This is a genomic window from Mesorhizobium sp. URHB0026, assembly GCF_054059755.1.
In genome coordinates, this window is record NZ_JBSSCN010000001.1 from 5244369 (window position 1) to 5268155 (window position 23787).

Annotated in this window: 32 protein-coding genes, 1 pseudogene and 1 riboswitch; of the genes and pseudogenes, 11 read left to right on the forward strand and 22 right to left on the reverse strand. The window is 62.5% G+C overall.

Annotation, left to right across the window (positions count from 1 at the left end):
- Positions 1-3 precede the first annotated feature (3 nt).
- From ACVWWD_RS25730 to ACVWWD_RS25760, 7 genes are all read right to left on the reverse strand, one after another.
- Positions 4-729: a GntR family transcriptional regulator gene (locus ACVWWD_RS25730; protein WP_457103487.1), complete on the reverse strand. Its 726-nt coding sequence runs from the start codon at positions 727-729 to the stop codon at positions 4-6.
- A 356-nt stretch (positions 730-1085) separates the two neighbouring features.
- A complete protein-coding gene (locus ACVWWD_RS25735; protein WP_023769518.1) occupies positions 1086-1250 on the reverse strand; it encodes a DUF3309 family protein in 165 nt (54 codons plus the stop codon).
- Positions 1251-2026: 776 nt separating this feature from the next.
- Positions 2027-2713 carry a methyltransferase family protein gene (locus tag ACVWWD_RS25740; RefSeq protein WP_352550432.1) on the reverse strand — a complete coding sequence of 229 codons (687 nt, stop codon included), beginning with the start codon at positions 2711-2713 and terminating at the stop codon, positions 2027-2029.
- Between the two features lie 208 nt (positions 2714-2921).
- A complete protein-coding gene (locus ACVWWD_RS25745; protein ID WP_352550433.1) occupies positions 2922-3938 on the reverse strand; it encodes an ABC transporter substrate-binding protein in 1017 nt (338 codons plus the stop codon).
- Positions 3931-4698 carry an ABC transporter ATP-binding protein gene (locus ACVWWD_RS25750; RefSeq protein ID WP_352550434.1) on the reverse strand — a complete coding sequence of 256 codons (768 nt, stop codon included), beginning with the start codon at positions 4696-4698 and terminating at the stop codon, positions 3931-3933. Before ACVWWD_RS25750 ends, ACVWWD_RS25745 begins: the two co-directional genes overlap by 8 nt.
- A complete protein-coding gene (locus ACVWWD_RS25755; protein WP_435053091.1) occupies positions 4695-5450 on the reverse strand; it encodes an ABC transporter permease subunit in 756 nt (251 codons plus the stop codon). The genes ACVWWD_RS25750 and ACVWWD_RS25755 overlap by 4 nt, the downstream gene beginning before the upstream one ends.
- Positions 5451-5519: 69 nt before the next feature.
- Positions 5520-6128 (reverse strand): YkoF family thiamine/hydroxymethylpyrimidine-binding protein, encoded by a 609-nt coding sequence (locus ACVWWD_RS25760; protein ID WP_352550436.1) that lies wholly within the window; start codon positions 6126-6128, stop codon positions 5520-5522.
- Positions 6119-6232: riboswitch (TPP riboswitch) on the reverse strand. It overlaps the preceding gene by 10 nt.
- A 273-nt stretch (positions 6233-6505) precedes the next feature.
- Between ACVWWD_RS25760 and ACVWWD_RS25765 the strand changes: the two genes are divergently transcribed.
- Positions 6506-6814, forward strand: coding sequence for a hypothetical protein (locus ACVWWD_RS25765; RefSeq protein WP_023769511.1), 309 nt, complete (start codon positions 6506-6508; stop codon positions 6812-6814).
- A gap of 59 nt (positions 6815-6873) precedes the next feature.
- Here ACVWWD_RS25765 and ACVWWD_RS25770 read toward each other — a convergent pair whose 3' ends face one another.
- From ACVWWD_RS25770 to ACVWWD_RS25780, 3 genes are all read right to left on the reverse strand, one after another.
- Positions 6874-7725, reverse strand: coding sequence for a formyltransferase family protein (locus tag ACVWWD_RS25770; RefSeq protein WP_457103488.1), 852 nt, complete (start codon positions 7723-7725; stop codon positions 6874-6876).
- 543 nt (positions 7726-8268) lie between these two features.
- Positions 8269-8787, reverse strand: coding sequence for a peptide-methionine (S)-S-oxide reductase MsrA (gene msrA / locus ACVWWD_RS25775; RefSeq protein WP_023769509.1), 519 nt, complete (start codon positions 8785-8787; stop codon positions 8269-8271).
- A 171-nt stretch (positions 8788-8958) separates the two neighbouring features.
- Positions 8959-10419 carry a glycosyltransferase family 39 protein gene (locus tag ACVWWD_RS25780; protein WP_352550438.1) on the reverse strand — a complete coding sequence of 487 codons (1461 nt, stop codon included), beginning with the start codon at positions 10417-10419 and terminating at the stop codon, positions 8959-8961.
- 287 nt (positions 10420-10706) lie between these two features.
- On the opposite strand from ACVWWD_RS25780, the gene ACVWWD_RS25785 reads away from it, so the two are divergent.
- Complete coding sequence (locus ACVWWD_RS25785) at positions 10707-11414, forward strand: hypothetical protein (RefSeq protein WP_023769507.1); 708 nt, start codon at positions 10707-10709, stop codon at positions 11412-11414.
- Between the two features lie 164 nt (positions 11415-11578).
- Here the strand turns inward: ACVWWD_RS25785 and ACVWWD_RS25790 are convergent.
- The 5 genes and pseudogenes from ACVWWD_RS25790 to ACVWWD_RS25810 all read right to left on the reverse strand — a co-directional run bounded on the left by ACVWWD_RS25790 (position 11579) and on the right by ACVWWD_RS25810 (position 13273).
- Positions 11579-11895, reverse strand: a pseudogene (locus ACVWWD_RS25790) (hypothetical protein).
- A gap of 25 nt (positions 11896-11920) precedes the next feature.
- Complete coding sequence (locus ACVWWD_RS25795) at positions 11921-12115, reverse strand: hypothetical protein (protein WP_023769505.1); 195 nt, start codon at positions 12113-12115, stop codon at positions 11921-11923.
- Complete coding sequence (locus ACVWWD_RS25800) at positions 12100-12339, reverse strand: hypothetical protein (RefSeq protein WP_023769504.1); 240 nt, start codon at positions 12337-12339, stop codon at positions 12100-12102. The genes ACVWWD_RS25795 and ACVWWD_RS25800 overlap by 16 nt, the downstream gene beginning before the upstream one ends.
- A complete protein-coding gene (locus ACVWWD_RS25805; protein ID WP_023769503.1) occupies positions 12336-12536 on the reverse strand; it encodes a hypothetical protein in 201 nt (66 codons plus the stop codon). Before ACVWWD_RS25805 ends, ACVWWD_RS25800 begins: the two co-directional genes overlap by 4 nt.
- A gap of 2 nt (positions 12537-12538) precedes the next feature.
- Complete coding sequence (locus ACVWWD_RS25810) at positions 12539-13273, reverse strand: glycoside hydrolase family 108 protein (protein WP_352547430.1); 735 nt, start codon at positions 13271-13273, stop codon at positions 12539-12541.
- 186 nt (positions 13274-13459) lie between these two features.
- Between ACVWWD_RS25810 and ACVWWD_RS25815 the strand changes: the two genes are divergently transcribed.
- The 3 genes from ACVWWD_RS25815 to ACVWWD_RS25825 all read left to right on the forward strand — a co-directional run bounded on the left by ACVWWD_RS25815 (position 13460) and on the right by ACVWWD_RS25825 (position 15076).
- Entirely contained in the window at positions 13460-14146 is a 687-nt protein-coding gene (locus tag ACVWWD_RS25815) for a class I SAM-dependent methyltransferase (protein ID WP_352547432.1), read from the forward strand.
- 226 nt (positions 14147-14372) lie between these two features.
- On the forward strand, positions 14373-14609 hold the full coding sequence (locus ACVWWD_RS25820; protein WP_457103489.1) for a hypothetical protein: 237 nt from the start codon (positions 14373-14375) through the stop codon (positions 14607-14609).
- A complete protein-coding gene (locus ACVWWD_RS25825; RefSeq protein WP_457103490.1) occupies positions 14588-15076 on the forward strand; it encodes a hypothetical protein in 489 nt (162 codons plus the stop codon). Before ACVWWD_RS25820 ends, ACVWWD_RS25825 begins: the two co-directional genes overlap by 22 nt.
- Before the next feature lie 412 nt (positions 15077-15488).
- Here ACVWWD_RS25825 and ACVWWD_RS25830 read toward each other — a convergent pair whose 3' ends face one another.
- The 6 genes from ACVWWD_RS25830 to ACVWWD_RS25855 all read right to left on the reverse strand — a co-directional run bounded on the left by ACVWWD_RS25830 (position 15489) and on the right by ACVWWD_RS25855 (position 20101).
- Complete coding sequence (locus tag ACVWWD_RS25830) at positions 15489-17747, reverse strand: hypothetical protein (protein WP_457103491.1); 2259 nt, start codon at positions 17745-17747, stop codon at positions 15489-15491.
- Positions 17681-18127: a terminase large subunit domain-containing protein gene (locus ACVWWD_RS25835; RefSeq protein ID WP_457103492.1), complete on the reverse strand. Its 447-nt coding sequence runs from the start codon at positions 18125-18127 to the stop codon at positions 17681-17683. The genes ACVWWD_RS25830 and ACVWWD_RS25835 overlap by 67 nt, the downstream gene beginning before the upstream one ends.
- Positions 18128-18255: 128 nt before the next feature.
- Positions 18256-18609 carry a hypothetical protein gene (locus ACVWWD_RS25840; RefSeq protein ID WP_023774082.1) on the reverse strand — a complete coding sequence of 118 codons (354 nt, stop codon included), beginning with the start codon at positions 18607-18609 and terminating at the stop codon, positions 18256-18258.
- A gap of 65 nt (positions 18610-18674) precedes the next feature.
- Positions 18675-19304, reverse strand: a complete 630-nt coding sequence (locus ACVWWD_RS25845) for a terminase large subunit domain-containing protein (protein WP_457103493.1) — start codon at positions 19302-19304, stop codon at positions 18675-18677.
- Between the two features lie 34 nt (positions 19305-19338).
- Complete coding sequence (locus ACVWWD_RS25850) at positions 19339-19734, reverse strand: hypothetical protein (protein WP_352547438.1); 396 nt, start codon at positions 19732-19734, stop codon at positions 19339-19341.
- A complete protein-coding gene (locus ACVWWD_RS25855) occupies positions 19727-20101 on the reverse strand; it encodes a hypothetical protein (protein ID WP_352547440.1) in 375 nt (124 codons plus the stop codon). Before ACVWWD_RS25855 ends, ACVWWD_RS25850 begins: the two co-directional genes overlap by 8 nt.
- A gap of 307 nt (positions 20102-20408) precedes the next feature.
- On the opposite strand from ACVWWD_RS25855, the gene ACVWWD_RS25860 reads away from it, so the two are divergent.
- The gene (locus ACVWWD_RS25860) at positions 20409-20678 is read left to right on the forward strand and encodes a hypothetical protein (RefSeq protein ID WP_023782815.1); all 270 of its coding nucleotides are present in this window, start codon (positions 20409-20411) and stop codon (positions 20676-20678) included.
- A 98-nt stretch (positions 20679-20776) separates the two neighbouring features.
- Positions 20777-21082 carry a hypothetical protein gene (locus ACVWWD_RS25865; RefSeq protein ID WP_015317041.1) on the forward strand — a complete coding sequence of 102 codons (306 nt, stop codon included), beginning with the start codon at positions 20777-20779 and terminating at the stop codon, positions 21080-21082.
- A gap of 144 nt (positions 21083-21226) precedes the next feature.
- Here the strand turns inward: ACVWWD_RS25865 and ACVWWD_RS25870 are convergent, their stop codons facing one another.
- Complete coding sequence (locus tag ACVWWD_RS25870) at positions 21227-21655, reverse strand: DoxX family protein (protein WP_352547443.1); 429 nt, start codon at positions 21653-21655, stop codon at positions 21227-21229.
- Positions 21656-22235: 580 nt separating this feature from the next.
- Here ACVWWD_RS25870 and ACVWWD_RS25875 point away from each other — a divergent pair.
- The 4 genes from ACVWWD_RS25875 (at position 22236) to ACVWWD_RS25890 (ending at position 23724) form a co-directional block, all read left to right on the forward strand.
- The gene (locus tag ACVWWD_RS25875) at positions 22236-22415 is read left to right on the forward strand and encodes a DUF3606 domain-containing protein (protein ID WP_015317039.1); all 180 of its coding nucleotides are present in this window, start codon (positions 22236-22238) and stop codon (positions 22413-22415) included.
- A 249-nt stretch (positions 22416-22664) separates the two neighbouring features.
- Positions 22665-23108 (forward strand): GFA family protein, encoded by a 444-nt coding sequence (locus tag ACVWWD_RS25880; protein ID WP_352547445.1) that lies wholly within the window; start codon positions 22665-22667, stop codon positions 23106-23108.
- Positions 23109-23218: 110 nt separating this feature from the next.
- On the forward strand, positions 23219-23455 hold the full coding sequence (locus tag ACVWWD_RS25885) for a DUF982 domain-containing protein (RefSeq protein WP_023782817.1): 237 nt from the start codon (positions 23219-23221) through the stop codon (positions 23453-23455).
- 23 nt (positions 23456-23478) lie between these two features.
- Positions 23479-23724: a DUF982 domain-containing protein gene (locus tag ACVWWD_RS25890; RefSeq protein ID WP_023782818.1), complete on the forward strand. Its 246-nt coding sequence runs from the start codon at positions 23479-23481 to the stop codon at positions 23722-23724.
- The last annotated feature ends 63 nt before the right edge of the window (positions 23725-23787 follow it).

Sequence of the window (23787 nt, forward strand, 5' to 3'; positions counted from 1 at the left end):
CGCTCAGAACCTCATATGCAGCGCGAAATGCGCGGGATTGAGGAGACTGGTGACATATTCGATCGGCCGCTCGTCGGCCGCGCGCGTCAGCCGACGCCCGCGCAGGAAGGGCGTGCCTTGCGGGCAGCCGAGGATGGCAGCGTCATCTGCGTTCAGCATCTCGATGTCGACCCACTCCTCGCCATGGTCTGGTATCAGCCCCGCCCCGCGTAGCGTCTGGTGCAGCGAACCCTCGCGCAGGCCGCGCAGTGGCACGTCCTCCAGTTCGGGTGACAGCGGCAGGCGGCTGCGTTCGACCGAGATCGCATGACCGTCGCTGGCATTGGTGCGCACCCGGTCGACGGCGATGAAGAACGGGCTTTCAACATCCAGCAAGATCGCCAGTTCGGCATCCTCTATGACCTCCAGCCGCAACGTCCGGGTCTCTGCATTGGCACCCGCATTGGCCAGCGCCCGCGACCAGCCGACGGCATCATCGACCGGCATGCCATCAAAGGTGACGAAAGAGCCGATGCCAACCTTAGTGGTGATCAGGCCGCGGCTGGAGAGTTCCTCGAGACCTTTGCGGATGGTGTTGCGGCTGACGGAGAAGCGCTGGACGAGCTCGTTTTCGCTTTGCAGCCTGTCACCGAAACCAAGAACGCCGGAACGAATCTCACGCTCCAGAACGGTCGCGATCTGCTCGGGCTTTGCCGTGCCGGGAGACAATTGAACCGCGCGCCGCTTCATATGCGTACCTGTTCAGTGAACCTGTATAATCCTGTTCAATATATTCGTGCGTGAGCTCTGTCAACGACCAATGGTGACGGGTGCTTCGCTGCAAGCCGCCGGCACCGGCGGAGCACTTCGAGGCAATCTCTTTGCAGAAGAACGAAAGCCCGCTCCGGGAACCGGGGCGGGCCTTGGAGGAGGATGAAGGGGTGGGACCCTCTCCTCTTGTTTCCACGGGGGGTGTGGACCGTGAAACTATACGGCCGTCCTGCGGGGCGCATGATCACAAGCCGGCCTGCTTCCCTCACATTCCAGTGCACGCCGCCGCGGGTTCGCTCACGGGACCGCGACGCCGGCGACACAAGAGGAGCCGGCTAGATGCGTCCCAGGACGACAAGGATGATGACGATGATCAACACAAGTCCGAGACCGCCACCGCCATAATAACCGGTTCCGTAGAACGGGCCACCGCCGAGACCGCTGAAGCCGCCGAGCAGCGCGAGGATTAGAATAATGATAAGTATCGTTCCGAGACCCATGGCCTTCCCTGCTCCTGAAATGCGCGCTTTCGCGCTGGTTCAACATCGCGCCATTTCGGATGTTGCAAGGTATGAACGTTTTAGAGGGGCTGGCGTTCCGCTGGACTATCGCGGCTCCGGAACTCACAGCCCGCAACGCAGAAAGCCCGCCTGGACGACGGGCTTCCCCACCGGCCGGAGGCCAGGAGAGTGCGGCCAGGCCTACGGCTGGGTCCGCAACCTCCCTCAGCCTCAGCGGCGTGCGATCAGCAGGCAGAGTTGCCGCAAGTCGCGGTCATAGGTCCCTTCGCTGCTGAGGACATCGTCGCAGCGCTTCTTCATGCGCGTCACCTGCGAGCTTGACATCTGGGCCACGATACCCGGGACGTTGGGGTGATTGGGATTGGATGGGTTGCTCGGGTTCGACGGATTGCTGGGATTGGTTCCGTTGCCAATGCCCACCCCGACACCAATGCCGCCGGCGCCGCCAACACTGCCGGCAAGCCCCGCATTGATGCCACCGGTTCCGCCAACATTGGCACCGAGCCCGGCGTTGATGCCGCCCGAACCACCGATATTGGCGCCGGCTCCTGCGTTGACGCCATTGCTGCCGCCGACCGACGCGCCGAGCCTAGCTGCTGGACGGCCGATGATTTGCTGCCAGGCTGCTTGCTACCTGACAGCCAAAATACAGCACCTCACCTGCGGAGCAGTTCCGGACCACTGGACGCTAAGGATCCTTGTTGGCTAACCCTGGATCAAACAGGACTGGCCACTCTCGCGTGACAGTCTGGCCTTCAGAATATCCCGTAAAACAGTCTATAGCGCACGCGCTCCATATAAGAGCGGTACTCCGGCTCCGCGGCAAGCAAGGCCTCCTCGCGCAGAATGCGGTACACCTGCAGATAGGTGACAACCGCATAGACGGCGAGATTGTAGAAGGAAAAGGCCGACAGCAGGTAGAGGATATGGCCGGTAAGGTAACCGGCATAGATCGGATGCCGCACCAGGCGATAGGCACCGCCGGTCATCACGCCGCGATTGGCGGGCAGGATGGCAAAGGAACGACCCAGCGACAGCTTTCCCCAGATGACGAACCAAAGCGCCATGAATTGAAGCGGCGCGGCGACATAGATGGGGATGATGGGGATGCCTCGTTCCATGGTGATGAAGGCGACACCAAAACTGGCGGTCACCGAAGCGACTACCGCAAGCGGGCTCCAGTCACGCGTCACCGGCCGCCGCGACAGCAGCAGCCAGGTGAAGCTGAGCGTCTCGGAAACCGCCACCAAAGCGATATTGAGCCGGGTGGGGTCCTGCACGAAGTGGTACACGCCCCGGTACACAAACAGCCCCGCGCATGCGAGCGCACAAATGCGAAAGAAGCCTTCCCGCAAGTCGGCCAGGATCTCGCGCTTGCGCGCTTCGGACATCATCCCGCCCTGGTTGGCGCGCTGAAGCGTTTCGCTTTTTGGTGTAAGCAAGGCAAGAACCCCAATGATCCCTCGGGGGGACCTTTGCACGCAACCATTGCTGGGTGGTTAACCGACAAGATCTATCGGCATCAGAACGGCAACTGCGCCGCCGAAAGGCATGCGAGACGCAAAGCACGGCCGTGCGGATTGTCTCCGCTTCGAGGATCGCCAGGAAGGGGTTCCGCCCGAGTCGATCCTCTCCTTAGGGATTGGCCAGCTACCCCAGAAATGTGTTGCTGAAATACCCAGTGAAATCCGAGATCTGGGGCAGAACCTTACCGTCGGCGTCGCGCAGAATGCCGGCGGCGAAGAGGTAGTTGCCGATCGCTTCCATCTTGGCAGTGTCCAACGTCCCGATGGCACCGCTTTGCCCGCGCAGATAATAGCCCTCGATCAGTGCCTTCAACGAGGCGTGGATCAAGGCCGGATTGGTCAGGGCATCCTTGTTGGCGGCTATCAGCAGCGTGGCGGCCTCCCCTGGATGATCGACGGCGAATTGGTAGCCGCGCCGCGTTGCCTTGATGAAGGACGACGCCAGTTCGGGGTTCGCCTGGAGATACGCTTCGCTCGAAGAGATAAGCGTCGTGTGCTCGTCGGGGACGCCATGGTCGGCATAGACGAAACTGCGCTGCTTGACGCCCCTGAGTTCGGCTTCGACGCCCTCCCAGGTCGACACTTCGAGCGTGAAGTCGACCGAACCGTTGGCCAGCGCCTCGTAGGCGGAAGTGCCCAGCGTCACCGTCTCAAAATCGCCCTTGCCGCCGTCGTGACGGATGATGGTCGAGATCAGCGCCGTCTCCCAGGCGCTGCCGAAACCGCCATAGGTCAGGCCATCTAGATCTTTCGGGCTTTTGATCTCGCTGCGCACGGCATTGAACACCAGCCGGCCTGTCTCGGACTGCACGACGGCATAGACGCCCTTTAAATCGGCCCCTGCGGTCTTCTGGGTGAACAGGCTGATGGTGCCGTTGATCCCGAAATCGGCGACATGGTTGGCGACAAGCGCGCCGGCACCGGTATTGCTGTAGGGCAGGATGTCGACCTCGAGGCCGGCTTCCCGATAAAATCCCTTATCGCGGGCGACGAACAGGCCGATGTGGTTGGTGTTGACCGTCCAGTCGAGGGCGACTGTGACCGTCCGCGTTGCCGCGAAGGAGCGGCTCGATCCGGTGATCAGCGGTACGCTGCCGGCAAGGGTGAGCAGCAGGGCTTGCCTGCGCGTCAAGTCAGTCATGGTCATGTCCTTTGGATGGCTGGGGGTTGAGCAAAATGTCGAGAATCTCGACCTCGAGTGCCTCGGCCTGCCGCGTGGCCGCGCTGGCGGGATCGCGCGGGCGCGGCAGCGGCACCTTGATCTCGCGCACGACCCGGGCAGGCCGCGCGGACAGCACATAGATGCGGTCGGACAGGAACAGGGCTTCGCGCACGTCATGGGTGATCAGCAACGCCGTCCAGTGGTGGTGCCGCCACATCTGTTCGAGCCAGCGCTGCATGGCCGCGCGGGTCAGGGCGTCGAGCGCGCCGAACGGCTCGTCGAGCAGCAACATATCGCGTTCCTGCACTACGGTGCGTAAAAGCGCCGTGCGCTGGCGCATGCCGCCCGAGAGCTGCGCTGGAAAGTGCCACTCGAAGCCGGCAAGCCCGAACTCCGCAAACAGCGGAGCCACACGCGTCCGTGCCGCCTTGCGGCTGACGCCTTGCACCTCGAGCCCGAGCGTGGTGTTGTCGAGAATGCGCCGCCACGGCATCAGCGCGTCGCGCTGCGGCATGAAGGCAAAATGCCTGCCATGATCGTCGAGCGGCACGCCGTTGAAGAACATCTCACCCTCGCCATGCTCGGCGCCGGTCAGAAGCTGAAACAGCGTCGACTTGCCGGCTCCCGAAGGTCCAAGGATCGAGACGAATTCGCCGGCATCGACACGAAGCGAAATGTCGGCGAGCACATCGAGCCCGCCAAACACCTTGCGAACATGCCGCAGTTCGAGCCGGCTCATGCTTCTGGACCTTTTCCAGCGCCTTGCCTGCCAACGGCTCCTTCCCAGGGCACGGCAAGACGCTGCAGCAGCATCGTCAGCCCGAACAGGATAAGGGTGAGCGCTGCGCTGACGCAGACGGCGGCTAGCACCAGGTCGGGACGGAAATTGTTCTTGGCGTTGAGCATGTAGATGCCCAGCCCTTTGGCCGCGCCCGCATATTCGGCGAAGATGGCGCCGACGACGGCATAGGTAATGGAGATCCTGAGGCCAGCGAAGAAATAAGGCAGCGCCGAAGGCAATCGTGCCAGCATGAAAACACGCCAACGCCCTGCTCCCATGGCACGCAGCATCTGACCGATCTCCACCTCGGTAGCCTCGTAGCCTTGTACCAGCGCGACCAGCATCGGGAAGAAGGTGACCAGCGCCACCAGCACGATCTTGGGCGTCAGCCCGAAGCCGAACCACAGCACCACCAATGGCGCGATGGCGACCAGCGGCAAGGTCTGGCTGACTATGAAGATGGGAAACAGCGCGCGCCGCAAAGGCTGGAAGAAGTCGACCAGCATCGACAGCGCGAAGGCGGCGCTGAGCGAACAGGCAAAACCGATCAGCGTGGCGCGGACCGTGGGAACGGCGTTGTCGACCAATGCTTCACGATTGAGCATCGCCTGTTCGAAGACGCGCGAGGGCGCCGGCAGAACCGTCGGCTTGATGCCGGAAATGTTTGCGTACAGTTCCCAGGCCACTAGCACCAAACTGATCGATATCACGGCCGGCGCTGTTTTGGCGAAGAAGCCCGCGACGTTACGCGGGTTGAATGACGATGAGACCACGAGCGTTCAGACGGCAGTGGGACTGTTGGCCGAGACCGTGACATCGAGGGTTACATGGCCGGCGCCGGGCCCGAAGCGGCAGAAGGCTTCATCGAGGGCCGAGAAGATCGCGCCGGCATCGCCGCGCAGCTTGGTGCAGAAATTCTTGGAGCGATCGTAGACGCCGGACTGCTTCAGGAAATCTATGCAGCCATAGATTTCGTCCATGTGGTCGTCAGTACCCATCACATAGAGCGAGAACTGCGCCGCCGCCGGCTGGCCAGTGGCCGGCGCGCCGCGCACCGCGGTGATGGCGGCTTGCTTGCGCGGGCCGAGTGGCCCGGCAGGTCCGCCGAACGTGTCGGAGCGGCAGATCGGATCGTCCGGCTCGCCTGGGCAGCCACGCGAAATGGTGGCCGACAGCACGCAATGCCTGCCGCTGCCAGACGCGGCCACGAAAAGGTCGCGCAGCGCAGGGAATAACACCTCGGGGGGCCCGACCAGCAAGGTCGAGATGTCGTCGGTCTCGATCCTGAGCTTGTCGCGGTACGGATCGAGCGCGCCGAGCGCGCCCAGAATGACGCCGACGAAATCGTCGGCCATTGGATATAGGGAAACCTGTGCGCCTGAAAACATCGCCCGCCTCGCTCCGCTGGTATTACCCAGATCAGCTTGTAGGGTCTGTGGGCTTGCCGCCCCCGTCTCAGCCCCGACCGTACGGAGCACCCCTGTGGATAGGCGCGTTAGAGCATCATTCGGCCGGTTGGGGAAGCTGTTTCTTGGCAAGCCGCGCCAAAGCATTGCTCGAGCGTCAGGGCAATTGGACATCGCCGGCGCGGAAATTTGTCTGGAACCTTCGCCATTTCGAGGGGTTGTCCCACCAGTCGCTGGACGCGATTCCAGGATCAATTTTCCGTTCGGGATTGTGTCAGAACAAGAGATAGAGCGGTTCATGATTTCCGCGAAACCGTGCACCGCTCCCGGCGACGAGTTCACAGAAATGGAGACAAATCATGTTCATGAAAATCCTCGCGGCTTCGGCCTTCACCATTGCCCTTGCAACATCCGCCATGGCGCAAAGCAATAGCGCAGCCGGCGCGGATGGGTCCGGCGGCAGCGGCGAGTCCGTCACTGTGGACCCAAGCACCCCGGCTTCGCCCAGTACGATCGATCCGGGCTCGACCAACAGCACGACCACCACGCCGGGCGACATGAATTCCAATGCGGACAAGAATTGCCCCACCAACCCGCAGGGTGCACAGACGGACGCCAACGGCAACGCCACCGCGCCGACCGTGAACGACAACAACTGCGGAAAGTAGTTTGCCATCGCGATAATGGGAACCGCGGAAGCAGTTTCCGCGGTTCCCATTATTGGGATTCAGTGTCCGCGACTACCCGCTGCCGGCTCTGGTGCCGCTTCACTACCCACCCGGCCAAAGACCCTTAATTCAGCGTACGGTTTGCCGGCCCGCGGGCGTGCGAACGAGGCATATATTTCCATCAGCCGTTTGAGCAGGCGCCCGTAGGTGAGGTGCCGAACCCGGCCATTGGCAAGATCGAACTCCACCGTCCCCCATCGCCTTACCGGACCCTTTCCGGTTGGCGGACCCAGTCGCCTGACCTGGAAGGCCAGCCTGATCTGGCGGTCGGCGACATCCAGATAGATACCGGGTTTAGCGCCCAATACGTGCCACATCCGGGCAACGTGCCCGATCGACATGTCAGACGAAATCGCCATGTGGGCCCGCCCAAGTCGAGCCCAGACGAAATCACCGGTTGGCTGCCGCATCCCCGACACCGAATTCTTGCAATAGGCTGGCGCCACCTCACGCACCAACCGGCGCATCGCGCTCGCCACGCTGTCCTCCAAATCCCGCCGCGATGCCCAGTCTGCTTCCGTGAACGGCACTTGTCCGAGGATGTCGCCGTCGTCGAAATTGGCCGACATCTTATGCAGTGTCACGCCGCCATGGACGGCATGCTGGCCATCCGCGACAAGACGATGGAGAGGATGCGGCCCCCGATAGTTGGGCAGCAGTGCCGGATGAAAATTAAGCCCGCCCTTGGGAAAGAGGTCGAGCAACTGCTGTGGGATCAAGGCCGGGAAAGCGAAGCAGATCAGCACATCCGCGGCGATGTCAGGCAGTTGCCGGCCAAGCTCGTTCCAGTCGTAAGGCCGGCGGAATTCGATCAGCTTTACCGGCGTGTTGCCGAGATAGCGTCTGAGCAAAAGCCGGCGCCTCAGCCTGCGCCGAAAATTGCCAATGCTGAAGCCTCTGGACGGGCTTTGAAAACCAGGCACGATGATCGCACCAACACGGTTTCCCGCCTCGATCCATCCGGAAAGCAGCGGCCCGGTATAAGCAGAAACATCCAGGATGAAAATTGCATTGAGTTGCCCGGCGAGTGCCGCAGGTTCGGAAGAAATCATCTTCTCAAGCCCAGCGGGGCAAGACATAGCGTCCCCGCGCCAGCAATTCGATCACCGTTACAACTCGGCCAGCCAGGCCCGAAAGCCAGCCAGGCCGGTCAGGCTGCCTTGGAAGAAAGCGGTCCCGCCGCAACACTTGAGAGTCTTTCCCGCTTCACCAACACCGGCTTTTCGTAAATCTTCCTCATGCTAATCCCCAATGATCAATCAACCTACACAGTTGGCCAGCAACGCAGCCAACTGTCAACCGCCGGACGGCGGCCAACAGCCTCTTTATGCGTATGATCCCTGGCAATCGACGAGCGTTTACACCCCACCTGCGGCCAAAACGGCTGGTGAACCTTATGAAACCGCCTTTTCACGAACCGGCAGCTTCCAGCCTGGTCTGACGAAATGGCACGTGTAGCCGTTGGGGTATTTCTCAAGATAGTCCTGGTGCTCGGGTTCGGCCTCCCAGAACGCTCCGGCCGGCGCGAGTTCGGTGACGACCCTGCCGGGCCACAGGCCGGAGGCGTCGACATCGGCGATAGTGTCCTCCGCCACACGCTTCTGCTCCTCATCGGTGTAGTAGATTGCGGAGCGATAGCTCATGCCGACATCGTTGCCCTGGCGATTGCGCGTCGTCGGATCATGGATCTGGAAGAAGAATTCCAGAAGCTGACGAAAGCTGATTTTCGCCGGGTCGAAGGTGATCTCGATGGCTTCGGCATGCGTGCCATGATTGCGATAGGTAGCGTTCGGCACGTCGCCGCCGCTGTAGCCGACCCGCGTGGCAAGGACTCCCGGGAAGCGCCGGATCAAATCCTGCATGCCCCAGAAGCAACCGCCGGCAAGCACTGCACGTTCGCTCGAAGTCGCCATGTCACGTCTCCTTGAAAGGCAATTCCGGAAGTGTAGCGGCTCTCCGTCGGGAATTGCGCGGCAACAAACTTGGATAGCGCCATAAATGGGCACTGTTGCCTGGTTCGTCCAGTCAGACGAGCGGTCGTCCGGTTGTATTATAGGGAATAGGATCGCACGAAGCCGTTCGCCCTAGCTGCGCGGATGCCGGGTCCGGCTGCTGGCGGCAGCCGGCAGATGTCGCGTGCCTGGCGGAACCACGGCAAAACTGATCGCCACCGGCGGTGCCTCGCGCGACCAGTTGAAAAGAACGGTCTTGACCGGGATATTGTCCACCCATGCCAGCAGCCTTGACGGCACGTGACGACCCGACCAGACCATCAGCATGCCGTGATCGCGCAACCGCTGCCTCGTGATCCAGGGTGCGAACCGCATATCGAGATCGGTGAAGATCGACGGCTTGTCATAGGCGTTGAGGCCAGCCAGCATGGCAAGATTGGTGTCGCCACCGACGATGTCGAGCCGGCCCGGCGCCGCCGCGTGCCAGATTGCCTCGGCCTCCTCCGAGATCGGCCGCGCCGGCCAGCAGACTGCGTCCATGCGCCCGCGCACATTGCAGTCCGTCCATCGGATCGCCCCATAGGCGCCCGACATGGCCACGATGCAGATGAAGGCGCAGATCGCCAGCCTTCTCATCTCGGCGGCACCGAGCCGGTGGCCGAGAAAGGCGAGCGCGACGACGCCGACAAGATTGTACATCGGTGCGCCCCAGGCTTCGCCGGTGCCGGTGAACAACGAGACGACCATGATCAGCACCGCCGGTCCAAGCCCCATCCAGCAGAGATAGACGAGCGTGTGGCGCTCGACCGGCACTTGCGGGGCTGGTGAGCGCCGCAACAGCCCTGATAGGGCCAACACCAGGAGAAAGCCGGAAAGGCCGGCCACCTGGACGCCGATATAATAGAGCCGCGCCCGGTGCTCGCTCACCCATGCATCGCGGCCGGCGAAATAGGTCAAAGGCAGGAAATCGATGCGGTAGAGCGCGATGGCAAGCGGCGCGACGACGGCGAGAAACACAGCCAGGCCAAGCCATGACCAGGGTGTCGCCAGCCGGCTGCGCGCGCGTGGGTCGCACAGCAGCCAGAGGCCGCCGAAGGCAAGCAGCAAGCAGGTGGAGAACTTGGCGTAGAGCCCGATGCCGGATACCAGTCCAAGCGCCAGCCACCATCCCGCCCCGCCGCCACGGCCGGCGCGCCACAAAAGCCAGCAGATCGCCGCCCAGAACGGCATCTGCGCATAATCGTGATTGAATTGCGGCGTCGGCCAGCCGAAGAAATAGATCGACGGCATCAAAAGCACGGCGGCCAGCGCTTTGTCGCGCCCGAGCGTGTCGCGAGCCAGCAGGTAGACCAGGATGAAAGTGGCCGAGATCGTCAGCTGGGCCACCAAATATTGCGGCCAGCGGAACGATCCGGTCAGGAGATGGCTGGTCTCGAGCAGCCAGCCGGGGAGTTGCGGATGCTTGTAGGTCAAAAGCACCCATTCGCGGCCCCACATGAAGCCTTCCACGACATCGCCGGGCGGTGCGGGATCGATGAGTGTTGGCACCATGGTCCAGCACAGGATCTGCACCAGGCACAAAAGTGACAGCAAACCCCAAGGGTGCCGAAGCAGGGCGGACCAAACCAAGGACGAGTCCAGGCCCACGGCAGGCAGTGCTGCCGGCACCCAACGATCCATGGAGTCGTCAATTCCCGCCATGCCGCGCTTAAATCACATCGCCCGGTTTGCCGAATAGCCCCAAGGTCAAAGCTTACAAAAAAGTATACTTGCGTGCCATTGCAACACCAAGATTGAGCGGGAATCTCGGAGTTCTATTGCCCTCCCCCGGGCAGAACGGGCCGCACACCCGATCCCACTTCAGCATTCCCGGACATTCGATGCGTCACCAGCATGCCGTCATCCACCACCGCGCGCTCGACTTCTGGCTGGCGCGCGCGGCGGTCCTTGTCATCATCTGCCTGCAGCTTCTGGTCATCAACGATCTTTCGTTCGGCCCTCGCTGGCTGGCGCCGGCGCTGGAGGCCGCCCTGCTCGTGCCCCTGTCCGTGGCCACCGCCTGGACGCAGGTCGCCAGCCAGAAAGCGGTCGAGGAAGAGCACTGGTATCTCGTCGGCCGTTTTCGCGTCATGATCCGCAGGACGGCCCTGGTAATGACCGGCGTAGTCAGCGTCATGAACTGCGGTTCGCTGGTGCTGCTGGTGCGCGTATTGCTGGCGGGACATGCCGGCAGCAGCGGCCAGACACTGCTGGTCGATGCGCTCAATATCTGGCTCACCAACATCATCGTCTTCGCCTTGTGGTTCTGGAGCACCGACCGCGGCGGGCCGCCGACCTGCGGACTGGTCAAACGCGCCCATGCCGATTTCCTGTTTCCGCAAATGACCCTGGACGATCGCGAGATCCGCGACTGGCTGCCTGGCTTCGTTGATTATTTCTTCCTCGCCTTTACCAATGCGACGGCGTTTTCACCAACCGACACCTTGCCGCTTTCCCAGCGCGCCAAGCTTTTGATGATGGCGGAGGCGATGATTTCGCTGCTCACGATCGCGCTGGTCGCGGCCCGCGCCGTCAACATCCTGGCCTGATCCACGGTTTTGCGACCTTGCGCCGAAGAGGAGCAGGGCCCCGTTTCCGTGAAACGATGAGCGGCCTGAAAACGCAAAAAAGCCCGCCCCGGCGTGAGCCAAGGCGGGCTTTTGGTTCGATCGAGCCCTCAGGTGCCGGTCCCAAAGCAAGGCAAGGCCGGCCGTCAGTCCTCCGGGGCTGGCCCGAACTTCCCCACGATCACCTCGAACAGAATATCCGAGATCCACATGGCGCAGACGCCGATGAGGAAGGCAGCCGCCAGCGTCGTCGTGTCGTCACCGGCCAGCGGCAGCCCGGTGGCGCGGGCATACTGGACCACGGGCAGCGTCAAATAGGCGGCGGCAAGCGCGCCGCAGATTGGCGACGCGACCATTTCTCGCAGCTGTAGCGATGACGCGACAAAGCCCGCAGGACGCCGCCGGCGAGACCGGCGGCGACGACCGGCCCCTTGATGCCGAGCAGGCCGAAGAGATCGTGCATCATTTGACCGTCCTCGCGACCATCATCATGGTTTCCATCGGCACAGTCTTTCGCCCTTGCGGTTGTGCGCCAGCAACGCCTTGACCTCGCCATCCGACAGCGCATCGACTGCGGCCGCCGACAGGCGCAGCGGGCTCGACACCACGCAAAATCCGCCCTTGGCAGTGGCGCAGCCTGATATCACGGCCACGACCGAGGCGAGCATCAATCCCTTGCCCATGATTTGAGCTCCTTTCGGGCGGCCGCGGACGGCAGCGCACCGATATCGTTCTGGACCTGGTCGGCAATCGCGCGCGCCTCGGCCTCGGTGGCAGCCTGTCGCGCGCGCTCCGCGCGTTCGCCGGCCAGCCGCTGGCGAACACCCCAGCCGAATGCCGCAAGGATAGCGGCGCCAACCCCCAGAATGGTCGGATTGGTGAGCAGGAAAGACATTAGCGCGCTCATCGGTTTGGCTCATCCTTGACAAGATAGCCGACGGCAAAGATCGCTATCGGCAGAAGCGATGCCCATGTCTCGGCGTCGTACCAGGATGGCCAGAAGTTGCGTACGATGACGCCCGCAACGGAGGCGGCTGCGGCGGCGATCGTGGCGGCCGTCAGCTTGTTGGTTGGACGGGTGGTCGGCTGGGTAACTGTGGCCATTGTCAGAACATCCCTTCAAGGGCGACGGCGAAATGGTGCCAGGCGGCGAGGATGACGAGCACGCAGGCGGCGATGATACCGCCAGTCTTCGCGGCCATCGGCATTCCGGAATTGTCAGGCGCTGGCGACGCCGGCTCGGCCGCCAGCACGGTGCCGACGGGCGTTTCGGCCTTTGGCGAAGCTGCTTGCGGCGACGGTTTTGCAGGCCGCGCGGATACAGCCGCCGGCGCCGACATCAGCAATGCCTGCGCCCGCACCAACTTGACCCGATCCGACCAGCCGCGCCCGAATGTCGCCCATGTCGGCAAGCGTTGCAGGAACGCCAGGCGCGCATCGCAGAGCCCGTCGATCACGACGCCGGCCGGTTTTGCCCTGGCCGCTGCGAGCGTGGCCGGCCCGATGCGCCCGTCCTGGGCAGCTCCCACCACCGCTTGCAGATACTTCGCTGCCCTGCCCGGTCCGCTGTTCACCGCGAAATCGAACGCGGCGCAGTCGACGCCATCTGGCAACTCGGCACCCAGCACGGCATCCCAATAGAACCGGCGAAAAACCGTTGCCACCTGGTCATCCCCGATCTTGCGCAGATCGGCCTTGCTGGCGTCGGCCTTCACGTAGCGGCGGAAGTTCGCCAGCGTGACACCCTTCATCGTGGCGCCGCCCGGATCGGCCGGATTGTCCGACCAGCCACCTTCGGATCTCAGAACAAGCGCAAGCGCCCGCGCGAAATTGCGGTCCATGGGTGTTTCTCCTTCGCGTTGTGATGGTTTTGGTCGACGCAGGAAGTCGGCCATGCCGTCTCCCGGGATGCCAATCCCTACGACAAGCGGACCAGCCCTCGGTAACTGTGCGTTGTCTGGCATGCCGCCTTGCACGCAGGCCGACACGTGATAGAAAAATGCAACTCCAGGACGAACGGGTTTCGGATGAGAAACTATATTGGCGCCGCGCAACGCCTGGTCTTCAACAGTCTGGCGGCCGCCATCGATCGTCGGCACAATATCGATCCGTTGGGTGCGGCACCGCGTGCGCCGAAGGCGGACTACCTGCAGTTGTTCGAAGCGGCGCGACAGGTGCGGTTTCCGGAGATCGACAGGCTGGAGGCGGAAACCGGATGCGCCATTGACCGCGACTGGCTCGACGAACTGGCCCTGCACACCCAGATCACCATCAAGACGAGCGCGCTCGCCTATCCGCACGGGCGCGTGCTTTACAGCTTGCTTCGCCGCCGATTGGCGGACAAACCCGAGCCGTTCACGACCGTCGTCGAGACCGGCACGGCGCGAGGTTTTTCAACGATCTGCATGGCCAAGGCGATGGCCGACGCCGGAGCCGCCGGCCATGTGATCACGGTCGACGTTCTCCCCCATCAACGCCGCATCTACTGGAACTGCATTGACGATCACGAAGGCAGGAAGACACGTGCCGAGCTGCTTCAGCCCTGGCAGGGGCTTGCCGACCGGATCGTCTTCCTGCAAGGCGATTCGTTGTTTCAGCTACCGAAGGTCGGCGTGAACCGCATCACTTCGCCTTCATCGACGCGCAGCACACAAAGAAGAACGTCCTGCTCGGATACCAGGCGGTTGCCGCCCTTCAGCAGCCCGGTGACATGATCGTCTTCGACGACGTCACGCCAGGCCAATTTGAGGGTGTGGTCGAAGCGGTCGAGCAGATCAAACGGCAAGGGTTGTACGAAATTCGCCGACTCGTGGCGTCGGACTCAAGAGCCTATGCCTGGGGGGGCAGACGCTAATGAGCCAGCTATACTCGTCATCGCCCGGAATACAGCACACACATGGTGGACGAGCCGAGTTGTTTATAAGGCTCGCAATCGGAACAATGTTCGCGCTTGCTGTTTGGACGGTGGACTGGGTGGCAATTCGAGGCGTGCCTTTCCCAGATCTGCAAAACTACATCATGAATTTCGACAATGGCGCCTACTACGTGTCTGCAGACGCGGCCTCTGTCGTCGAGTGGTATGCCCAGGAATATTTGTGGCGAAAAAGCATCTACGCGCTCAAGGAAAGCTTCGAGCTGCGCAGCATTTTTCCGCGTTGGCACTCGTTGCACTTCTGATTTTTAGCACATACGTAGCGGTCAAGGCTTCCGCTCCTGCCTATCTTCTTTTGTTAGTTCACCCCCAGCTGGTCGACCTAGCTTTTTCACAAGTGCGATCCGCCACGGCAATGGCTGCGATGTATCTTGCACTTCTATTGCCATGGCGCCTTCTCAAGTATGGTTTCGTTGCGGTGGCCACGTTCATTCATTCGGCCGTACTGGTCTTTGTTGGAGCGTTTGCGGTCGGTCAATTGATCACCCGTTTCAATGTGGCTCGACGGCATCATATCCTGATCTCGGCCGGTTACATCGGCGCCGTTGTCGTCGCTGCAACCCTCCTCAAAAGTTACTTACTCGGCTCTATCGGTGACAGGCGCGCGACGATCGAGGTTAACACAAGCGGATTCCTACTGACGATTATGGTCACGGCTTATGCTGTGCCGTTTATTTTCTTCAATCAGATGTTCAGTCTGCGGCCTTCATAGTCCTACTTGCATCGTCGCTCTGCTTTGCGATGTATCTCTACAATCAGAACGGCATTCGGTTCGTCGCCCTTTCCCTACCTGCCTTGGCGGTGGCAATCTCCGGTATCCCCGATGTTCAATGGCGGCGACTCACACTCACGGCAGCCGTGGCCTCCCAGGTGATTTTCTTCGGTTACTGGGCCAAAGGCATTTTTCGATGAAATCGATCCGTTGGATGGCCGAGAAAATATCTTGCAGAGATCGACAGTTGGCGGGTCGCTTTCGTAAAGGTCTTCGGTTCAATCTGGAGCAACGTCTTCTTCCAAGCGTTCTTCTGGCTGATGGTGGTCGGCAACATCGTAGCGATGTGCTTTGGCGACACTCTATTACAATGATCAACCGCCGAACTGCCACTTACGAACGACAATCGTCATCACGCCGCTACCGGGATCCTTGGTAACTCCTGTGTCGTTGGCGATGATGATGTCCACGCTATCGGCCATGACGACGCGAGCATCTCGGATCGTACAGCCCAGGAGATCGGCCGTGAAGCCCAACCAACACCTGTAACTATGTCACCACGCGCCGCCCCTGGTACTGCGACCTGAATCGTTAACGTCGTGCCGGTTGGGATGCTGGGCGTTGGGTTGACAAATATCTGCCCAACGGTGCGCAACTCACTTTCAGTGATGCCGCTGAAGGCGGTCAGGATCGCGCCGCCACTGACGTTCATGGCGTTCCCAACGAGCCAGTTCTTCCCACCATCGGTGACGTTTGTGAAGCGGACGCCATTGGTGAATGTCACTCCTGTCGTGGCGTCGAAAACATTGTTGACTAAACGGCAGCCGACGAGCTTTGCATTCTGGACAAGAATTCCGTCATCGACCGTGCAGCCCGAGCTTGGCGCGAGGAAGCCGCCAAACACGTTGTTCTCGACCATTAAACCGCCAAAAAGCCTATTGCCCGATGGCGCGCCGATCCGAATGAACGACGAAATCCCCATGCCAGGAGAAAATCGAAACTGGTTGCCGCTTACCGAGCCACTGACCGGGTCGTTGGCCTGATCATTGGTGATCTGAATACCCTGGTTCTTCTGGGTCGCCAAGTACGGCGACTGCGACATGTCAAACATGTTGTCATCCACCGCGAAGCCGGTGCTACGATGGACAATAATGCCGTTGTGGGACACGTCCGCGACCATGTAGACTTGGAGCCAGCATTTCCGGATTTTCACGCCGGCTCCATCACGAACATAAATCTGGCAATTGCCGCCCGCGCCCTTGGTCTTCATACCCTCAATGACTGTTCCATTGCCGAAGTACGAGACTATATTGCCCGTAGGGATCGCCGCTGGGACTGTCAGGTCCGTTCCATCTCCACAGCAATCCTGAACGTCACCATTGATGATGCGCAACGAGGCAGAGCGATAATCGAGAATGCCAAACCGATCGATTTGCGATAACAGTGGATTGTCGATCAAGCAGTTTTGAGTGTTGCCCATATAGATACCGCCGCCGCAGCGTAGGATCTCGACATCGCGGAAGACGCAGCCTAAACCGCCTTTGTTGTTAACGCCGCATGCTGGTATCGATCCGAGGCTGTCCAGTGGCCCGCCCTCTGGGCCAGTGCCGCGAAAGCCGTCGATGACAACTCGCTCCATGATCACCGATTGCGGAAGCGCAGAGCCAGCGCCGACGCCATCAGTGTCCCAAAGCGCAAATGCGTGGCCGTTGCCGGCGGCGCCGGTCAGTTGATTGCCAACCGCCTTGAAATCATGAAAGCCAAGCCGCAGGGTATGGCCGACAAGCCGGAAGAGCGGCGTTCCATTGACCATCGCGCTGGTAACGGTCGATATGTTGCGGCCGAAGCCTTCAATATTGAACTGCCCGAACATGATGTCGATCGTCTGGTTGACTGTGATGGCAGTAGGCGGCAGCCGAATGTTGCCGCAGTTCTTTCCGTCGACGATGTGGACAGCAGCAATGATCGCCGCCGTATCAGCGTTGGCGTTTCCCAGCCCAGCGCCGAGCATACAAAGATCGAGGATGCTCTCCCTCAGCACCCAATATCCGCCGCCCACCGCATCCACGGTTCCATCCGGCATGAAGCGATCGGTGGAGCGGAAATATGCCAGCGCCGGGTATCCGCCGGCGGTGATTGCCGCCAGCGACATGCGGGCGTAGTTGGCGCCGCCGACAAGGGTTGCCGGCGTGTTGAAGACCGGAGCGTAGAACTGCGTGCGGATGGCTTTGACGCCAGCGGCGATGGTGGCGCCGGCAGCTGCGGCCACCGACACGTAGATCGGCACGTTGACGCCCGACACCATGGCGGCGTCGGCGGCATATTGCTGGGCGAGATCGCGGGCGCGCTCCGCCTCGGCGATGACGCCGGCCAGCTCGTCCCTCACCGCCGCCGTCGCGTCGCCGACAAGATCGTCGGAGCTGAAGAAGGCAAGCGTGATGTCGTCGCGCCCGACGGCAGGCGCCAGCGTCTGGAAGGCATAGACGAAACCGGCCGACACCGCGCCTTCCTGTACATGCACCGTCGTGCCCTTCTGCATGGTGCGGCTGGTGCGGGCGTCGGCTGCGCGATACCAGAAACCTTGCGAGGCGGTGTAGATGCCGTTCAGCCTGGCGTCGTCCTGGTCCTTGACCAGAACGCGGTCGCCGACCGCCGTCTGGACCCCATCCATGGCCTTGAGCCCCTCGATCCACGCGACGCCGTCGACGATGACAGTTTCGAGGTTCGCAGTGGTCGCCAGGCGCACGGGTTCGCGTTGGTGACATAGACGACATCGGCCTCCGTATCCCAGGCGAGCTCGACGGCGGCCGAAGGATGGTCCCAGCCGAAGTCGAGCGCCCCGAGGCGCGGCCAGTAGCGCGGCAGGCGAAACGGCTCGCAGGCAATCAGCGCCTCGGCCACCGGGAAGATGCGGCCCGAGCCCAGCACCGGAATGCCGCGGGCGCGGGCATCGCGCTCATGTTCGGGATAGGCGGCGACGATCGCCGCGCGTTCCCCGGGCGAATAGTGCGGCGCATCGTCGATGGTCATGAGGGTGACGTGACGGCTCATTGCGCTGTCCTTGAATCATCTTGCGAGGCGCCGATCGTATGGTGTTGTTCGCACTTGGTTCTGGCGGCCGTCGCCGGCGGCCACTTCCCCCATGGCGAGTAACCCCGCGCGGGGATCGGGTCAGCCCCTCAGGACTTGTACCCTTCGTTCAGGCAGTCGTTCCGCCAGGCCCAGTCGAAGTCGGCCCGCGACATGGACTGGCCCATGCCCGGCTCGACAAACGGACCGGCGGTGTTGTCGATATAGACGATGAAGCGCGCCTCCTTGGTGAAGGCGCCAACCTTGGCGGTGATGACGCCGCAGGTCTGGCCGGTCGAACTGTCGCCGGTAAGCTGGACATGCGAGAAGGTGGCCGAAGCATCGCTTATCAGGCCACGCATCTTGCCTTCGGCGCCGGCGATCGCGTCGGCGCGCCAATCGCCGCTGCCGCTGCAGGCTGAAAGCAGTGCAGGCAGGAAGAACAATTTTATGAGGTGGCGCATGTCGGCTCCCGAACGTCGCGCCACAAGCTACTCGACCTTCAGTTGCCGCCAAGCGGTGTTGCAAATCATGGTTTCGGAGCGGTTTCACCCATCCGCTCCACTTCCCCCGCCGACAGGAACAACATTACCACGTCGCTCATTCCCAGCAGCGGCTTGAAGGTGACGATGGTGATGCCGCCGGTGGCGTTGGTGCGCGTCAGGCCTTCGGAATAGATGTCGAGCGGCGGCTCCTCGTCGAACCAGACGCCATGCAGCGTCTCGCCCTGCCATTTCTCTCGACCCTTTTCGTAGCTCTTGAACGACAGCACGCTCTCGCCGGCCTGCACATCGCCGCCGCCGCCATGGCGCACCACGACGCTGTCGAGCGCACCGGGCGCGCCGCGCCCCATGATGGTGTCCAAAATGGCGTCTGCCGGTATCATGCCGGTGCCCCATGCCGCCTGCTGCTGCGGCGGGCCGATCAGCACGCGCTGCGGGTTGTCGCGCGTGCCCTCGCCGGTGACGCCGGCGGCCCACAGCCGTACCGGCGTGTCGAACACCTTGCCTTGCCACCACGCGGGGTAGCGGCCGGTGAGGTGCATCGCCCACTCGGCGCCGCCTGCTTTTGTCTTGCCGAGCTGGTTGCCGGCCATGAACAGCCGCTCCCGATAGGCGGCTCCAGCCGCGTGAAATTCGGCCTGGCGCTGATAGGGCATGTAAGCCGCCAGCAGATTTGAGCGACGCCGGCGGTCAAGCTCCGCCAGCAGCGTCAGATAGTCGGTTCGGGCCGAGATCAGACGGCTCCTCGAGGAACGGTTTGACGACGTTTTCAAGGGCGCGGATGCGGCTGCGGATCTCGTCATCGCTCAGGGCGTCCAGTTGGTTGACGGCGACATCGAAATCCTTGGGCAGCACCGACAGCACGATCTTCAGATACTGATCCGGCTTGTCGGCGCGCACCTCGGCGAGGACACCGGCGCCATGCGCCCGAAAATCGGCTCGTACGGCGGCGAGGAAATCATCGCCCAGTGTTTTCTTGGTCCGCTTCGGCCGGGGCGTCTTCGCGGCTACCGGACTGGCAGCAGGCTTGCGCCTTGCCGCCCTGGCCTTGCGGCGCGCCGGCCCGGGATTGGTTTCCTCAGCCATCGGCCTCCCCCAAGGTATCGCCCGCCGCCGCCTTCGGCGCCGCCGCTCTGGTTCGCCGGACCGCCTTTTTCGACCGAACGGGCTTCTTCCCGGCCCGTTTGGCACGCTTCGGCCTTCCGACGGGTTTTGCCGCACCGGCCCGCGCCTTGAGCTTCGCCATGGCGAGGCCGACAGCGCGGCAGTCGATACCGGCCTGCGGAAAGCAGAAGCCACCGCCCGCCTCCCGTACCATGCCGATCAGCACGCCGGCGGGAACCTCCTCGACCTGGCCGAGGCGCGCCACCGGGCCGGCGCCCTCGAATTCACCGATGGCGCTGACGATCTCGCGGCCGTCATCGCCGGTGATGATGCTGGCATAGCGGGGCATGGGATTTCTCGCATCTCGCGGAAGCAGCGCTCTACGGCGCCACCGCACCCGTAGGCAACCCGACCAGGGGTCAGAAACACAAAACCCGCCTCGGCGGCGGGTCGGTGGCGCAAATCAGCACCATGGATGGATTTATAGCATCGCTGCCCTCACCGGTCAATGCCAAATAGGAAAAAATTCACATCTTCAGGGAAGGCATGATCCCGACCGCTGACATTTATCCGGCTATCCATGAACCGGCTCCTGTGAAATCATCAGCGACAGCTCATGGAATGATTCCCGTCGCACGGCCTTGTAGGAGAGGACGATGGACAGACCGGCCATGGCATCCGTCTTCAGGATGCGGCACGCCCCGGCCACGGTCTCCGGTGTGCGCAGCACCGGCCAAGGCCAGGCGGATCCAGCCATCCGGGTGCACTCGCTTGGCGAAGCGATCCGCTTCGTCGCCAACGCTTACCCCAACTACGACATCGGCACTGTCGCCATAGACTGCGGCGACCCTTCGATCCCGCGCCTCGGCAGCCTGGAAGTCAGGGCGCTTTGGCGCGAGTATGGCGAGCGCTTGACGCAGGAGTAGCGCCTTACCGCTGACGATCGGCGCGCTGGTTCCTGCACGCCGGCCGGATCGGAAACGCTACTGATGCGTTCCACTGCGATCAACGGAGGGAGAAATTCATGAACGTCGCCAACCTGCAACTCGAGGGCCTGCTGATGGCCGTCGCCTCGATCAACCACGTCCTGGTCAAAAAGGGAGTACTGACGTCGGAGGAGATCGATATCGCGCTCCGCAAGGCCGAGGCGTCGGAAACCGGCGAGGAGCGATCCGACGGCATGTCGGCGTCGAACCGCGACGCCGTCAATTTTCCGATCCGGCTGCTGGAACTCGCCAATCAGTGCCAGCCGGAGGCCGACATGCCGTCTTTCTCGAAGCTGGCCCGCATGGTCGGCCAGATGAAGGAGCCCTACAACGATCAGATGTGAGGCTTCCGCCCCAAGGACGAGCTCTCTATGCCCTGTCCCGGGCGGGCCTCTTCGCCTGTCCCGGGCGGGCCTCTTCGCCTGTCCCGGGCGGGCCTCTTCGCCTGCCCCGGGCGGGCTTCCTACGCCCTGCCCCGGGCGGGCTTCTTACGCCCTGCCCGGCCATCCCAGGCTCAGCGCCAGAATTCTTCCCGGTCCATGGACCGCCGCGAACAGCAGTCCGGCCAGGAACGAAAAATGGTCGACGAAGAAGCCGAACTCGGCCTGGTTGCCGGCCCAGTGGCCGGGTCCGTGGAAGGCAAAGGCCAGGAACAGCACATAGGCCGCGGCAACCAGGGCGGCTTGGGTAAAGAAGGCGCCGCTGAGGAAACACAGCACCAGGGCCACCTCCAGGATTGCCGCGCACCATGCCAGGAAGAGCGGGAACGGAAAGCCCGCGGCCGCGATATAGCCCGCCGTGGCCTCCATGCCCATGAACTTGAAGGTGACCGCCATCAGGAAGACGGCGGCGAAGATCAGGCGGGCGACGAGAAGGGCCGCGGTCTGCCACGGCGATTGTGCGATTTGAGTCGACATGGTTGTTCTCCAGCTTCATCAGCCCCAAGGACGCACCGGCACGCGTCATTCCTACACGTCAGACGAGATTTTTCGCCGCTGCCGCTTCTCCGGCTGATGGGGAAGCACACGGCGCGCCCGACCGGCTGAGGTTTAGAATTCTTAATCGTCCTGAAACTTGTCTGTAACCTTGATCGTGATATTATTAGCCGGGGCTAATGCACGGCTGTGTCTGGTGCAGATAGGGGTGGGCAGGTTTTGGGCGCAAGCATCAGGCTGGGGACGAAGTCCTATCTGGTCCGGACACCGGTTCTGGGGTGTGAGGGCTGCGGCGGCACCGGCCAGGTTTTCCAATGCCCGCGCTGGACGAGTTCCAACGGCCTTTGCTGCCCCGCCGGCACGCATCGCCGCGGCTGTCCCGGCGCTAGCGCGCGCTGCGCCCAATGCAGCGACACCGACAGCGCCGACCCGACGTCTTCATTGGCCTAGGCTGCACTGGCATTGCCCGGCGATGGAACCAGCATCGCCGATCCGTGTTATGTGTGACCGCGACATATAGGCGTCCGCGCGACCATGCGGCTTACAGAAAGTGAGACCCGACATGCCCGACGACAAATCCAAGACCAAACAGGACCGCAAGCTGGTCTCGAGCGAGGAAACTTACGAGGTCGCGGCCTTCGCGCGCAAATACGGCATTCCGCAGAGCGAGGCCCAGACCATCATCAAGCGCTACGGACCTTCCCGCAAGAAGCTCGACAACCACATGGCCGCGCGCGGATAAAAAAGTAGCGGCCGCAAGGCGGCAACCAATTCGCCGGCATGGCGTTGAAGAATGCTGCGGGCCGCGTCAACCGGGCTCGGCGGTACGGTGAACAGGATGTCTTTTTCCCGGTTTCTCATCCTGGCCAACGAAATGGCAGACGAGCATCTGTCCCGCCCGGCCCGCGGCATGCCAAACTGACGGAGCCTGCCAGGGCTGGAGCAGCCGTATGGCAGGCAAAGCCAGGCCGGCGAAACGAAGGGCGCAACCATGTCCGATACAACACGCAGGACCGGCAGTTGCCTTTGCGGCGGCGTGCATTTCGTCGTGACCGGCCAGCCGTCGCGGGTTGGCCTTTGCCATTGCAAGGATTGCCGCAAGGCGGGTGGTTCGGCCTATTCGGCCTTTGCCATCTGGCCGCGCGATGCGTTCGAGACATCGGGCGAGGTCGCCAGCTACGGCACACGCAGCTTTTGCCCGACCTGCGGCAGCCGCGTCGCCTGGGTCGACGACAACGAGGCCGAGGTTATGCTCGGCAGCCTCGACGTCGCACCGACGGATTTGGCACCGCAATATGAATTGTGGACCGGCCGGCGCGAAACCTGGCTGCATGCCTTGCCCGACGCCGAGCAGTTCGAGCATGACCGGCCGCAAGCACAGGATGTCGACCTGGCGGCGCCCAGGGCCTTGTCGGACGCCGTCGCGCGCGACTGAGCATGGTTAAAAATTGATCCTCCGGGCCTGGAACCCTCCCCTGTCGTCGACGTTATCCGGCGCTTCCTCGGTGCATGTCGGCCGATGTGCGTGATTCATGGAGACGACCGTTGAACGACAAGATGTTTCCCCGACCGATCCGCCTGAAATTCGCCCCCGAGCGGGAGCGCGTGGTGCGCAGCGCCTGGGAGGGGCTGGAATGCCTTGGTGACTGGCCGGCCGGCCAAGGCCGCCGATACCGCGCGGCGCTGCGCAGCTGCCGCGATGCGCTGGACGGCTGGACGCCGGCGGAAAAGGCCATGCGGGCGATGATCGACGCCGCGCGCGAGGCGCGCATCCTCCAATGAGGACCCAGTAGCGGGAGAAACCAATGGCCGGTTTGATGCTGTCGACACCGCTGCGGGTCAGGCCCCATGGCTCGGCCACGATCCGCGAGGTGGCCACGCTTCAGGACGCCAGTGAAATCCTGATCGACTGGCCACAAGCCAGGCGCGGCTCCTTCTATCAGACCGCGCGCGAAAAAATCGAGTCGGCGCTGGCTAACAATGAGGGCGCGGCACAGGCGCAGGAAGCCTTCACCGCGCTCTGCGATCATGCCGGCCTTCTGGTCAGGTAAGTAAAGGCACCGTAGGAACGAAAAAGCAGGCGAACTCGCCTGCTTTTTTGTTGCGGAACCGCT